Raw genomic sequence first — 14,137 nt, forward strand, 5'->3', positions numbered from 1 at the left:
CAGGTGTAATCCATGTCTGGTGTTGTTCAGCAGTCCATTCCAGTCGTCGTTTCCAACAGTGAGTTTAATGATCTGTTGCAACGCGAATTCAAACCTCGCAGTGAGCAGGCCCGGGGCCTGATTCAGTCGGCCGTGCATACGCTGGCCAAGCATGCATTGCGCAATACTCAGCTGATTGCCGATGACACGTTAAGTACCATTTCAGCGTTAATCGCCGAGATTGATCAAAAACTCGCCGAGCAAGTCAATGTTGTGTTGCATCACCCCAATTTTCAAACCGTTGAATCGGCCTGGCGGGGCCTGGAATATCTGGTCAGCAACACGGAAACCGACGAGCAATTGAAAATCAGGTTTTTCAATGCATCGAAGGCTGAAGTCGCTCATGAGTTGAAAAAATTCAAAGGCGCGGCGTGGGACCAAAGCCCGCTGTTCAAGAAAATTTATGAGCATGAATACGGGCAGTTTGGTGGTGAACCGTTTGGAGTGTTGATTGCCGATTACTATTTTGATCACAGCCCGCCGGATATGGCGTTGCTCGCCTCTATGGCCAAGATTGCAGCGGCGGCCCATGCGCCGTTGATCAGTGCGGCCATGCCAAGCGTGCTGATGATGGATTCCTGGCGTGAACTGGCCAACCCACGTGATCTGACGAAGATCTTTCAAACCGCTGATTATGCGGCGTGGCGCAACCTGCGCACTAGTGAAGACTCGCGCTATGTGGGGCTGACAATGCCGAGATTTCTTGGGCGAATTCCGTACGGCGCTAAAACGGCCCCGGTGGACGAATTCGCTTTCGAGGAAGTGACCGATGGGCAGGCCGACAATTATCTGTGGACCAACGCGGCTTACGCCATGGGCGTCAGTATTAACCGATCGTTCAAAGAATATGGCTGGTGCTCACGTATTCGCGGGATTGAATCGGGCGGCGCGATCAGTGATTTGCCCCTGCACACCTACCCAACTGAAGACGGCGGCGTGGACATGACGTGCCCCACGGAAATCGCGATCAGCGACCGACGTGAGTTGGAGTTGGCGAAGAACGGTTTTATGCCTTTGGTGCATTGCAAAAATTCGACGCTGGCGGCCTTTATCGGTGCGCAGTCGCTGCACCAGCCCCAGGAATACAGTGATCCCGACGCGACAGCTAACGCCAAGCTGTCTGCGCGCCTGCCTTACTTGTTTGCCACGTGCCGTTTCGCGCATTACCTCAAGTGCATCGTGCGCGACAAGATCGGTTCGTTCAAATCACGCGCCGAAATGGAGACCTGGCTTAACAACTGGATTATCCGTTACGTCGAGCGCAACCCAAGTACCGCGACGGATGCCGATAAGGCACGCAAACCATTGGCCAGTGCCGAGGTTGTGGTCGAGGACATTGTGGAGAATCCAGGGTTTTACCAAGCCAAATTTTATTTGCGCCCGCATTACCAATTGGAAGGCCTGACCGTCTCGCTGCGCCTGGTTTCTCAACTGCCCTCCGTCAAGAACTGAGGCCGACGAGTTTAGCGCTCGAACTGTTATTTAACGCACTATTTTCCTGAACCAGAAGGCTCATCATGATTGCTCTCAAGTTTGAAACCGAGATTAAAGGCACCTGCACCGAAGCGAACCATAAGGGCGAGATCGTTATTGACTCGTATTCTTTTGGTTCTTCCCGTTATGTAGCGATTAATGACGGCGAGCGTCAAACCGGCGTTTCGAATATTTCGGAAATGAGCCTGACGAAGTCCACCGATATTTCTTCCCCCGATCTGTTTCTGCAATCGACCAACGGCAAGTCCTTGGGCGTGGCCACGCTCACGGTGCTGCAGACCGGCGGCAGTACGGAAGATACGCAGCCGTATTTGATTATTACCTTGAGTGATGCGCTGCTCACCAGCTATGTCATTGAAGGTTCCAAGAGTCGCCCGACCGAGCGCCTTCATTTGAGCTTCACCAAAATCAAATTCAAATACGTTGAGTTCAACGGCAATACCAAGAACGGCGATGTTGAAAAAACCTACGATTTGCTGGCCAAAAAAGCGGGTTGATAGGTTTCTTCGGTTGTTTGATAACCGCCCAATAGTCTGTTGAGGTTTCTGTATGTCTATTGCCACAGCATCACTGCTGGATCGTTTGACCAGCTCTACCGGTGCCTATGGCAATGACCTGACGGCGCCTCCAGACGGTGTAGGGCGGTTATGTCATGAGTTGGCACAGTTGTTCAATTCAACAGGGTTGGGCTGCTTTTATGAACTGAGCGGGCAGCCGCGGGTTGCCCGCTCGGTACTCAATTGTGGTCTCGGTAATTTTGCGGGTGTGCTGTTGTCGAGCGTTGACCTCAAAGCACTGGAACTTCGTATCCGTACCTTGATTCGGGATTTTGAACCCCGGGTGCTCAGCCATACTTTGCAGGTACAACTGTTGCCTGGTTCTGGTAGCTCTAGCTATTTCAAGTTTTTGTTACAAGGCGAAACCCGCCACCGCGCCTCGCAGTGGTCGTTTCGGTTGCAGGCTTCGTGGAATACCGAGAGCGGTGAAGTGAGCGTCCAGCCATACGGCAAGCACCATGGATGATCGCCTATTACGTTTGTATGAGCGCGAGCTGAGTTTTTTGCGCGAGGCGGGCAGTGAGTTCGCCAAGGATTACCCGAAGGTGGCCAGCGCTTTGGGGTTGGGCCATGACGAGGTCACGGACCCGTCGGTGGAGCGCTTGCTCGAAGGCTTGAGTTTTCTCACCGCCCGCGTGCAATTGCAAATGGAGGCAGAGTTTCCAACGTTCACACAGAACCTGTTGGCGTTGATTCAACCACAGTTTTTGCTGCCGGTGCCCTCGATGGCGGTGGTCCAGTTTGCTCCGGACCTGCAAGAGGGCAGCTTGGCGTCGGGCTATACCCTCCCCAGCGATACGGCCCTGCGGTCAAGCCTGGATCGCGAGGGGCAAGTGCCTCGTTGCGAGTTCAGAACCCTTGCGCCGGTCACGTTGTGGCCGATTCGTCTGGAATCTGTGGGCTACCTTCCCAGCTCCCGATTGCTTAAAGGCTTGCCGTCGGCGTTGGCCGATCAAGCCGTGTCTGCGTTGCGCTTGAATGTACGCACGACCTCGGGCCTACGCTTCGAGCAATTGGCACTTGAGGCGCTGACATTGTTTCTGCCTGGCAGCGATTCATTGCCGATGGTTTTACAGGAGGCGTTGCTGGCACATGCGTGTGGCGTACTCGTGCGACCGGCCGAAAGTGATGCACCATGGGAACATTTGATCGAACCGCACCAGATAACGCAAACCTATCGGGAGCCAGGCGAGGAGGGGCGGCAAGTACCCTTATCGTTGAGCAATTCAGCGTTTGCCCAGCTGAGACAGTTTTTGGCGTTCGCGCCTGCCCAAAGATTTGTGACTTTAGGCGGATTAGGGCCGGCGGTGCGCGCATGTCGCACTGATCAGCTGGAGTTGGTAATTCTATTTCGGCCACTCACGTTACCGCTCCCCGCACGTTTGGATGTCAGCAGTTTTGCGCTGTTCTGTGCGCCGGCGATCAACCTGTTTGCCAAGTATACCGATCACGTTGCGTACGACCCGCACCGCCAAGAGTTGCCGGTGGTTGTCGACAAGTCCAATCGTCTGGCCCACGAGGTGCTGGACGTTCTCTCGGTGCATGGTTATTGCGCTGGGTCCAGGGAACGGCTGGTGTTTTTGCCTCTCTATGCGCCTCAGGCACTGGCTGGCAGCGGTGTGCAACCGGCGGGTTTCTATCAGTTGCATCGCGGTCTGAGCCGCAGGCCCGACAGGGCGATGAACCGTGAGTCCAACTATCAAGGCAGCGATGTCAGCCTGTCGTTGGTTATCGCTTCGCTTCCCGAGGGCGAGAGTGACCTTCAGCAACTGGCGCTGAAAGTACGGTGCTCCAATCGTGATTTACCGTTGAGGATGCCACTGGGGCAGGGCAACACGGATTTTGCACTCGATGTCAGTGCGCCAGTTTTGTCCGTGCGCTGTGTCGCCGGCCCCTCCAAGCCGGTACCCGCGCCGCTTCAGGGGGAGCGGCAATGGCAAGCGATACGCCATCTTTCGCGCAACTTTTTGCCGTTGGCCGAAGAGGATGGCAAGGCGGGCGCGCGGGCGCTGTGCGATCTGCTGTCCTTATACATCGCCGACGATAGCGTGAGCAGCAGGCTGTTACAGGCTATCCATTCGTTGCGTGCACAGGTGACCACACGACGGCTTCCGGGGCCCGGCCCGGTGACGTTTGGCCGAGGGTTAAAACTCATATTGACGCTGGACGACGGTGCTTGTGAGAGCACAGGAACCTACGCGTTCGGCTCGATACTGGAGGCGTTCTTCGCACATTACTCCGCACTTAACTCGTTTACCGAGACCGAGCTGCACAGTGTGACACGCGGTCATATCAAAACATGGCGGGCGAGGGCGACTCAATGCATGACCTTGTGACTCGCCGACCCTCTTTAGGTCACTGGCCATGGCGCTATGAATTTTTCAGTGCCATGCGCTGTATTGAGTCTGCCTACCCGCAGATGCCACGCTGGGGGACCGCTGACCATCTGCGCGACGACCCTGTGCGTCTGGCGCAGCAAGTGTCCCTGGCGTTTCAGCCGGCGATGATTGCCGGTTGGCGCTTGCGTGAAGGGCAAGCGGCCTGCCTGATGGTCAATTTCTTTGGTTTGACCGGCGTTAATGGGCCGATGCCATTACATTTCAGTGAAAGGCTATTGTCGTTGCAGGTCAATCATAACGACCCTGGCGCCGCGCATTTTCTAGATGTCTTTCATCATCGATTGTTGAGTCTGCTCTACCGCAGTTGGGCCATGGCTCGCCCGGTGGTGTCGGCTGATCGGCCAGCACACGATCGCTTTCGCGACTACGTATCGGCTTTCTCACCCGCACGAATGAGCGCATTGCCCGGCGCTGGAACTTATTACGTCAACCAGATGGTCGACCAGCGACGCAGTGCTCGCGGTTTACTTGCGATGGTCAGGGACTTTTTGCAGGTGCCGGTCAGTGCGCAAACCTTGGTGGGACGGCGTGCAGCCTTAGAGCCTGAGCAATGCCTCAGGCTCGGACGTCAGCGGGAGTCCAGCCAACTGGGCGTGGCAACGCTAGTGGGCAAGCATGCCTGGAATGTCCAACACAGTTTTACGCTGCAACTGGGGCCACTGTCGTGGTGCGATTACCAGAGGCTTTTACCCGGCGCAGCGTTCCTCTTGCCGCTCTATCAGTTGGTCGAGCGTTATGTCGGCCGCACTTTTCAATGGGACCTTCAATTACAGCTCGATCCTGCACAGGTCGTGCAGTTGCGCCTGGGAAGCCAATTGCCGCTGGGCCAGGCAACCTGGTTGGCGGCTGGCGGCGAGCCGCGCAGGTATCGGCATTGGCGTTTCACAGCGGCACGCTTTTTTCAGTGACTGATTCAGGAGCAAAGGCATATGCCGGCACAAGTGGTCATGGGGGCTTCGTTGCGTTGCTCCTTCGGCAATACGCAAGCCAAGTTGATTGTACTGCCCATCAATCGGGTGTTTGCCGAGGGGCAATTGGCGGCGACCATCATGGATCACCTGCCGATGGTCAACATCTGCTCGTTTGGAATGTGCAGTTCCCTGGCCAACCCACAGGTCGCGGCGGCGACATCGGCAGCGATGGGGGCATTGACGCCGATGCCGTGTTTGCCGGTAACGGTCACGCCATGGATTCCCGACGTTACAAAGACCTTGATTGGCAAACTCCCAGCTTTGGGCAGTACCGCAACCTGCTCCTGCACCTGGGCAGGCCTGATTCAGGTTGCGGATCCAGGCACCCGGAAAACACTGATCTCATGATTAAGCGAGTCGCATGATGAGCAGTTTCAAGGCTAGTCAGATCAAGGCGCCTTCAGCGGCCGGCACGTTATCGCTGATTCATTTTGAAGCGAGCGAGGGGCTGAGCATGCTCGCGCAGTACACCCTCGAGGTACAGGGCAGCAAAACCGAGTTGGACGCCAATCGGTTGCTCGGCCAGACACTGGGTGTCGGCTTGAGTGCTTCCGATGGCGGTGTGCGCTGGGTACACGGGCATATCAGCGCGGTAGCCCAGGATGATCGATTTGGCCAGCAGGGGCGCTACACGCTGACGTTGCGCCCGTGGCTATGGTTGTTGACGCTGGCGAGCCACAATCGTTTTTTTGAGGAAAAAACGGTAGTCGAGGTGCTGACGGCGGTGCTGGACGAGTACCCGGGTACGGTGGATTGGCAAGTGACGGGGCGCTATGACGCCATGGAATACTGCGTGCAGTACTGCGAAAGCGATTTCGATTTTTTCAGCCGACTGATGGAACGTGCAGGGCTCTATTATTTTTTCACTTTTAAGGACGGTAGCCACGAGTTGGTTATCGTCGATGCCATGAGCGCCCACAAAACGGCAGCTCACTGCGACAAAATGAGCTACAGACCGCACCAGCCCCACTTCATCGCCAGCGTTTTCAGTTGGGTATCGCGGTCTGAAATGACGACGGGAAAGGTCTCGCTGCATGACTACGATTTCAGCAAGGCCAATAGCCGTGAGGCTAGCGTTCAACGCGGCGAGAGCGCTGTCGCTGCTGGTTATGAGCTGGACGATTATGAGCGGTCGTCGTACCCCGGTTTTTTTGCCGATCAGCGTGCCGGCGATGCATTCGCCAAGGTACAGGCGCAGGCTCTGCTCACCCGCCAATGCGTGGCGCACGCGACCCACTCGACACCCTACCTGACGCCTGGTCACCGCTTCGAACTCACCGATCATCCGCAGTCGGCTCATAACGCCAAATACCTGGTGGTGCGATCAACCCTGACAGGCAGTTGCCCGGAGTCGACGGGCGGGCTTGGCGAGCTTCGCTTTGAAGGCTCGGTTGAGGTGATCAAAACCAGCCAGATATTCCGTGCGCCCATTCGCACGCCAACGCCGGTCATTAGCGGGCCGCAGACCGCCTTTGTGGTGGGTAAATCCGGCGAGCCACAGTGGGTGGATAAGCATGGCCGGGTCAAGGTGCAATTTCATTGGGACAGCAGCGGCAAGGAAAACGAAAACTGTTCCTGCTGGGTACGTGTCGCCCAGCCGATGGCTGGCAAACGCTGGGGCGCAATGTTCTTGCCGCGCGTAGGGCAGGAGGTGGTGGTGCAGTTTCTGGACGGCAGCCCGGACCGACCTCTGGTGGTCGGCGGCGTTTATAACGCTGGAACCCGGCCACCTTGGGATTTACCCGACCAGGCTTCACGCTCTGGCTTCAAATCGCAATCGCTTGGCGACCAGCAGATGTACAACGAGCTGCGTTTTGAAGACAAGAAGGACGCAGAACAACTGCTGATTTATGCGGGGCGCAACCAGGATGTCACGGTGGGCAATGACGCGTTCGTCAGTGTGGGCAACGATTGGCATATCAGCACGGGAGCCAACCAGTTCGTCAAGGTTGCCAAGGACCTGCACGAGTCGGTGGAAGGCAGTCGCAATGTCAAGGTAAGCAAGGACTGCTCGTTGAGTATTGACGGGGACAGCCACTCACAAGTTGAGGGCAAACAGTATTTGACCGCAGGCAGTGTGGACCTCAAAGGTCAGCAAACGATCACCCTTGAAGCCGGCAGTGAGTTGGTGCTCAAGGTCGGTTCAAGCTCCTTGGTACTCAGCGCTTCGGGCGTGGCGATCAATGGCGTCCAAGTCACGATTGACGGCTCTGCAAAGGTCGATATCAACGGCGGTGGCGGTGGTGCTGCTACCGGTGCTGATGCAGCTCAACCTGTCGCTGCAACACTGCCGGAGGAAGCCGACAATGGTCAGGCTTGAGTCGTTGTCGCGGTGGTGGCTAGCGAGCGGATTGCTGGCGTGCATGACCGGTTGCAGCTTCTTGGCCGAGCCCGTACCTGAGCCCGTCGCGGACCCTCACCTGACCCTTGCCTTGCAGACGTCTCTGGACGCCAATCGCAACCTTTACGGCAGGCCATCGCCGGTGCGGGTGCAGGTGTTTCAACTGCTGCGTCGTCAAGCCTTCGAGCAAGCCAGCCTGGCTCAATTGAGTTCGGCGGCCGAGCAGGTTTTACGCGCTGACTGGCTGGGGCAGGAGGTGGTTGTGCTGCGCCCCGGCGAACGTTATCGCTACCACTTCATCCCCGAATCACGCATGCGCTACATCGGCATCATTGCCGAGTACCGCGATATTGATCAGGCGCGCTGGCGAGCCATCACCTTGCTGGATCAACGCAAGACCCCAGAGCTATCCGTCCAGATCGGACGGCATGCCATCGAGTTCATGGCCCCCCCCTCAATGATAGAGCTACAAACGAATGATTAACCAACCTAAAGTCGTGTGGTCCGAAGGCATGTTCCTTCAGCCTCAACACTTCCAACAACACGAACGCTACATTCAAGCTCAACTGGTTCAAGCACTGCGTGCACTGCAAGTCGATGCCTGGGGGTTTACCGCGCTTAAAATTGACAAGGGGCAGTTGGCGCTAGGGTCCATAGTATTGACCGAGTGCGCAGGCGTGCTGCCGGATGGCAGTTTTTTTGTGCTTGGCGACGATGAACTGGCGTTGTTGCGCTACACAGTGGTGGAAGGGGAGCGGGACCAGCCAGTGGTATTAGCGCTGGCGCTGCAACGCGGTCACGGTGTGGACACGGAAACAGCGCCTTCTGCCGACAGCCTCGCACGCTATCGGGTGGTTGAGGCGTGCGTCCCTGATAGCAACGTACAGGGCAGTGAGGCGGCGACGTTGCAGTTGGGTCAACTGAACATGAAGTTGGCGCGTGAGCAGGATGTGGTGGTCTCCCATGTGTTTTTACCAGTCGCCAGGGTGCTTGAGCGTTCACCCGGGGGGCAAGTGTTATTGGATGAGGAGTTTATTGCGCCGGTCATGGCCTGGCGGCGTTCGCCAAAGCTTGCGGAGTTTGTCGATGACATCATCGGGCGTGTTCGCCAGCGCGCCTTTACGCTGGCGGCGAACCTTGGCGTGCAGGGGCTGGGCGGGGTTTCCGAAGTACAGGACTTTTTGATGCTGCAAACGCTCAATCGCGCTCAACCCTTGCTGGTACAACTGGCCAGTCGTGAGGGATTGCACCCCGAGCAGCTCTATCGTTCGCTGGTAACGTTGGCGGGTGATCTGGCCATTTTTGTTGAAGAGGATAAGCGGCCCAAGCAATACCCAATCTACCGCCACGATCAACTGGCCGATTGCTTTACACCAGTGATTCAGGACCTTCGTCATGCCCTGAGTGCTGAAGCCGGCTCCGATGTGGTTCCGCTGGCGTTGAGTGACAGAGAGTTGGGGGTACGCTTTGCGTCGGTGCCCGACTCGCAGCTGTATCGATCGGCGCGTTTCGTGCTGGCTGTACGCGCGCAACTGCCTGACGATGAGCTGCGTAAACGTTTCCCGCACAACCTGAAGATTGGCCCGATCGAGTGTATGCGTGACCTGGTTGACCTGCAGTTACCCGGTCTGAAGGTGCATGTATTGCCTGCCGCGCCACGTGAGCTGCCGTATTACGCAGGCTTCAGTTATTTCGAACTGGAAAGTGAACATCCCTTGTGGGCTGGCTTGAGCAGCAGCGCCGGGTTTGGTTTGCACCTTGCCGGGGATTTTCCAGGGTTGCAGTTGGCTTTCTGGGCTATTAAGGCTGGCCAATGAGTACCGCTAAGCCAGGTTACTGGCGCCGCTGGGTGTCCCGACGCAAACGGCCACTCGATGATGGCTATGATGAGCCGGCACGTACCGTTTCGGTTTCGGCAAATGAAGTGCTGGTGCAGTTGGCAGGCGATCTGCTCTACGAAGTCGTGCCGTTGCGTGGCTTGAATCATGCTCCGGATATCGATGAGCTACGCGCCCGGTTGATTACCCAAGTGCGTAGTTTTCAGCGCAATGCGCTGGAAGCGGGGATCGATCAGCATACCCAGGAGCATGCCAAGTATGCGCTCTGCACGCTGCTCGACGAGGTGATTGCCAACTGTGACTGGGGGCAGGGCGCGTGGTCCAAGCAAAGCCTGTTGATGATCTTTCACAACGAGACAGCCGGTGGGGAAGGCTTCTTCGTTCACCTTGATGCAGCTGAACTCAGACCTGCGGAGAATCTGGCGCTGCTGGAATTGATGTACTTGTGTTTGGCACTCGGACTGGAAGGGCGCTATCGCATTCAGAGCGAGGGGCGTGCGGCCTTGGCGTTGCGCAGGCGTCAGCTTTACGAAACCATTCGGTTGCAGCGGGGCCATCATCCGAAGGTGCGTTTGAATGAGCACTTGCTCACCTTGAACCACGACTATTTCAGTCGCCGCGAACGCCTGTTCTGGTGGAGCTTTTGTTTTTGCTTGCTGGTGCTGGCGGGGGCCGGAGTACTTTACTTCGAGAAGCGCTCCTATCAACAACTGCAAGCTCTGCAAGCGCTGCGCCCGGCACAGTCGACCACGGTTGCACAAACACTGGCCGAAAAATTGGCCACCGACATCGAGGCCAATCGCCTGACGCTTATTGATGATGGGCGGAGCGTGCGCATCGTGCTCAGTTCCACTGGTTTGTTTGCCAGCGGTGGCAGCGAGATTGCCGAACAGACGCGTTCGCTGCTGTTGCGAATTGCGCAGGCATTGGGCGAGTGGCAGGGCCGGATTCAGGTTATTGGCCACAGTGACGACACCCCCGTGGCTGGACGACTGGGGTCCAATGAAGCGCTGTCGCTCGCACGCGCCCAGTCAATCCTGAAGGTGTTGGTGGGCGACAAGCGTGACCCTCTGCGCTTCAAGGCCGAAGGTCGTGGTGCTGCCGAGCCGCTGTTCCCAAACGACAGTGTGGAGCACCGTGCACGCAACCGGCGGGTCGAGATCTTGATCTATGCCCCAGAGCCTGTGGCGACCCCCTGATGGGCTAATGAAATTTCCCCCTCCTATGTGTGGATGATTGGCGTCATGCTTTTGCGATTCTTTAAAACGCTGTCACGGGCGGCCGTGATGGTCGCGATGTTGTACTGGGTGACGGTGCTGGTGCGTGACTATGGCCCTCGCTTGTCGATAGATGGCAGCATGCTGTTCACTGAGACATGGCAGCAATGGGGGGTATTGTTACCGTTATACGTTGGCGGGCTGATCTGGTTTTGCTGGAGATGGAGCGTTGATGCGCAGCGCGCCAAACACCGCGCTCTGGAGGTTCAAGTCGACTTGGAGAAACGGATAGCTCCCTGTGAGCGTGAGTTGCAATTGCGTGAGCAGCTTACACAGTGGCGCTTGGAGACACAGGTTGAGGGTGTCAGGCCAGCATTTTTGCTCTTCGATTTACATACCACCTCGAACGTTGACCTGCGTATTGAGCGGGTAGGGCGTTACAGCGTGCTGACGGTGAGTGGCCGCTTGCTGTCCGAGGCTGAGTCGCGACGCTGGCAATGTTTGTTGGATGGGCTCAAAGGCGCTAAACGTGACCGATGCGCTTTGGTGGGCGGCCTGTTGTTATTGAATGCTCAGAAGCTGCTGGGAGCCGATGACGGCCAGGAGTTACAAGCGTTGAGCCTGCGCGAGCGCCTGGAGGAGCTGGCGCGCGCGATCGGTAAGGGCTTGCCGATCCAGGCTATTGTGAGCCACTGCTCCAGCCTGCCGGGCTATGTGCCCTCGATTATGGGATTGCAGGGCGAGGAGCGTGATTTGGCGATTAGCTTTCCTTTGGGGACTAACCAATCCAACCTCTTGCGATTGACCGAACGCATGGGTAATCGACTTGAGACCCTTGATGACAGCCTGCTTGATCGATTGCAGAGGGAGCCGCTGACCCTGCTGCGGACTCAGCTTTATGGGTTTTCACCGTTGTGGCGACTGTTCAGTGGGCACGTACAGGTTTTTTTGCAGGCGGTCTTTCATGATCAGGCGCGTTTGCAGTCGCTGCGCTTCACGGCGGGGGATTTGGCTGAAGACGTTCAAGGGGCTACGAGTTCGACGCTGTTACTGCGGACCTTGCAGCAGTGTGAGCGTCATGGCGCCTGGCGTATGTTTCTCAAGCATTCTGCAGGTTGGGTGCGCTCGCATGCTCGGGTGTGTTTGATATTGATCGTGGCGGGTGTGTGTGCGTTTCTGGCCCATCATTATCATCATCAGGCGCGCATGCTCGATAAGCTGGCCGAGCAGCGGGAAGCGCTATTTAACCTTCGCCAGGGTGGACTTGAGCGGCTCACTCTCCTGACCGACATGGTTGATGTTTCGCAGGATAAGGGTTGGCTGCCCAGCCTGCAGCTTAACCAGCAACAGCGCCTGGTGACACTGATTCAAACGTTATACGAGCAAGCGTTGAGCGAGGTCGTTGCACAACCATTGGCCAACGCGTTGGAAGAGCGGATCAACAGTCCTAAGGCCCACGCTTACGACAATCTGCGCCTGTATTTGATGCTGGGCGGGCAAGGTCGTTTGGATACCGACTTTGTTGCACGCGAACTCAAGGTATTGTCGGATCAGCGGCTCCCTCAACCGCAACGTGAATGGCTGAGCGCGCATTTACAGCGGGTAGTACAGTCGATACCTGCTGCTGAATTGTTCAGTGTCAACGACGCCCTCGTGGAACAGGCGAGAGAGCACATCTCGCGTGAACCGGTGGCGCAGCGTGTTTACCGCCAGCTATCGACCGTGTTGCGAAACCTGCCCCACAAGGAGTTGAGCGTTGCCAGCGAAATCGGGACAGGAGGCTTGATGTTATTTGCCTCACGCTCTGGCCGCTCTATGACGCAGGGGGTGCCTTGGCTCTTTACCCTGGAAGGTTATACGCACTTGAACCAACGATTGGAGCGTTTCATTGCCGAGGCTTTGCGTGATGAAAGCTGGGTTATGGGGGCGGCTCGTCAGCAAGCTCTGCACCACGTGCGGGCCGAAATATTGGGTCTTTATCAACGTGACTATGTGAGGCATTGGGAGTACTTCGTCTCTGACTTAAAAGTTGCGGGCCTCAATGAGCCTGAACAATTGCCGGGGCGTCTGGAGCGTTTGTCACAGCTGGAAGGTGCATTGAGTCGATTGTTACAGTTAATCGACCGTGAAACCCGTTTAAGCCTCAATGCTGAGAACGACGGCATATTCAAGCGTCTTCGCGAGCGCACTGTTGCACTGAAGACACATTTGGGCGTCGAGGACAACGCCAAGGACATTCTCAATGACGCATCGGAGCAAAGTGCTGTAACGCAACACTTCGCTTCGTTTCATCGGCTGACCGAGTTTGTCGAGGGGCGGCCCAGCCTTCTGGATCAACTGCGCGAAGCGCTGGCTTACGCGGGGGTTTATCTGTCGGCCCGAGAAGCTTCAACAGCCTCGGGTTTATCACCACCCGACGTCAATGCGCTTGAGCGCTTGGACTCACTGACGAGCACTTTGCCACTGCTGATAAGGCCGCTACTCAGCGACATCGTCAAAGTCGGTAAAGGCTGGGTACGTGCACACCAGTCCGTGACGCTCACAAAAAAATGGGCACAAGACCTTGGGCCTTACTGCGAGCGTGTGGTCCAGCAACGCTACCCTTTTGATCGCAATGCAAGCACCGATGTGCCACTGGAGGCTTTTAACCAGCTGTTTGCCGCTGACGGGTTACTGCAAACATTTGGGCGCTTTTATCCTGGTCGTCACAAAGACGAAAGTACCTTACTTCGTCCCGACAACAGAGCGGTTGAGGGTGATGAGATCGACCCTTTGGTTCTGCTGCAATTTGACCGCGCAGAACATATCGGCAAGGTTTTTTTTCCTGCAGGCGCCGCGCAGGCGCACATTGATTTCGAAATTAGCCCGGTGACCATGGACGAAGAGATCGCCTCCTTCAGCCTGATCGTGGATGACCGTCAGTTGAGTTACTCTCACGGCCCTATTTTGCCGAGCCTGTTTACCTGGCCCTCTCAAGTGCTGGGTACGCGACTAAACGCGGTGGTGACGCTGTTGGATGGGCGTACCATACGACAGTCGCAGGAAGGCACGTGGGCGTGGTTTCGGCTTATCGACCAAGGGCTACTGAGCGCCGGCCCTACTGCCGATACGCAGTGGCTGACGCTTTCATTTGATGGCTATAACGTCGTATTGCAGATACGCAGTGTGGGGCTTGAGCAACCCTTCGGTGACGCCAATGTGCGAGCGTTTCGCTGCCCTTATTCGCTGAGTACGTAACTAAGTGTTGCCGGGGGCAAAGTTGGCATCGGTGGAACTAACCT

At 56.7% G+C, this 14,137-nt stretch carries 11 protein-coding genes; all 11 read left to right on the forward strand.

The window, feature by feature from the left end; all coding sequences use genetic code 11:
* Positions 1 to 12 precede the first annotated feature (12 nt).
* The 11 genes from tssC to tssM all read left to right on the forward strand — a co-directional run bounded on the left by tssC (position 13) and on the right by tssM (position 14,093).
* Positions 13 to 1,491 (forward strand): type VI secretion system contractile sheath large subunit, encoded by a 1,479-nt coding sequence (gene tssC, locus GIV26_RS05025; protein ID WP_236279610.1) that lies wholly within the window; start codon positions 13 to 15, stop codon positions 1,489 to 1,491.
* A gap of 65 nt (positions 1,492 to 1,556) precedes the next feature.
* The gene (locus GIV26_RS05030) at positions 1,557 to 2,030 is read left to right on the forward strand and encodes an Hcp family type VI secretion system effector (RefSeq protein ID WP_047710936.1); all 474 of its coding nucleotides are present in this window, start codon (positions 1,557 to 1,559) and stop codon (positions 2,028 to 2,030) included.
* Between the two features lie 52 nt (positions 2,031 to 2,082).
* Positions 2,083 to 2,556 carry a GPW/gp25 family protein gene (locus GIV26_RS05035; protein WP_082642599.1) on the forward strand — a complete coding sequence of 158 codons (474 nt, stop codon included), beginning with the start codon at positions 2,083 to 2,085 and terminating at the stop codon, positions 2,554 to 2,556.
* Positions 2,549 to 4,426 (forward strand): type VI secretion system baseplate subunit TssF, encoded by a 1,878-nt coding sequence (gene tssF / locus GIV26_RS05040; protein ID WP_236279611.1) that lies wholly within the window; start codon positions 2,549 to 2,551, stop codon positions 4,424 to 4,426. Before GIV26_RS05035 ends, tssF begins: the two co-directional genes overlap by 8 nt.
* The gene (gene tssG / locus GIV26_RS05045; RefSeq protein WP_268941959.1) at positions 4,411 to 5,397 is read left to right on the forward strand and encodes a type VI secretion system baseplate subunit TssG; all 987 of its coding nucleotides are present in this window, start codon (positions 4,411 to 4,413) and stop codon (positions 5,395 to 5,397) included. The genes tssF and tssG overlap by 16 nt, the downstream gene beginning before the upstream one ends.
* A 21-nt stretch (positions 5,398 to 5,418) precedes the next feature.
* Complete coding sequence (locus GIV26_RS05050; protein WP_178116058.1) at positions 5,419 to 5,808, forward strand: DUF4280 domain-containing protein; 390 nt, start codon at positions 5,419 to 5,421, stop codon at positions 5,806 to 5,808.
* A gap of 16 nt (positions 5,809 to 5,824) precedes the next feature.
* A complete protein-coding gene (locus GIV26_RS05055) occupies positions 5,825 to 7,780 on the forward strand; it encodes a type VI secretion system Vgr family protein (RefSeq protein WP_236279613.1) in 1,956 nt (651 codons plus the stop codon).
* On the forward strand, positions 7,767 to 8,285 hold the full coding sequence (gene tssJ, locus GIV26_RS05060; RefSeq protein ID WP_236279614.1) for a type VI secretion system lipoprotein TssJ: 519 nt from the start codon (positions 7,767 to 7,769) through the stop codon (positions 8,283 to 8,285). Before GIV26_RS05055 ends, tssJ begins: the two co-directional genes overlap by 14 nt.
* Complete coding sequence (gene tssK, locus GIV26_RS05065) at positions 8,278 to 9,618, forward strand: type VI secretion system baseplate subunit TssK (RefSeq protein ID WP_236279615.1); 1,341 nt, start codon at positions 8,278 to 8,280, stop codon at positions 9,616 to 9,618. Before tssJ ends, tssK begins: the two co-directional genes overlap by 8 nt.
* Before the next feature lie 32 nt (positions 9,619 to 9,650).
* On the forward strand, positions 9,651 to 10,838 hold the full coding sequence (gene icmH, locus GIV26_RS05070) for a type IVB secretion system protein IcmH/DotU (protein ID WP_236279616.1): 1,188 nt from the start codon (positions 9,651 to 9,653) through the stop codon (positions 10,836 to 10,838).
* Positions 10,839 to 10,883: 45 nt separating this feature from the next.
* Positions 10,884 to 14,093, forward strand: a complete 3,210-nt coding sequence (gene tssM / locus GIV26_RS05075; protein WP_236279617.1) for a type VI secretion system membrane subunit TssM — start codon at positions 10,884 to 10,886, stop codon at positions 14,091 to 14,093.
* Positions 14,094 to 14,137 lie beyond the last annotated feature (44 nt).

It is taken from the genome of Pseudomonas sp. PA-1-3F (assembly GCF_021609665.1).
In the GTDB taxonomy this organism is placed as follows: domain Bacteria; phylum Pseudomonadota; class Gammaproteobacteria; order Pseudomonadales; family Pseudomonadaceae; genus Aquipseudomonas; species Aquipseudomonas paracarnis.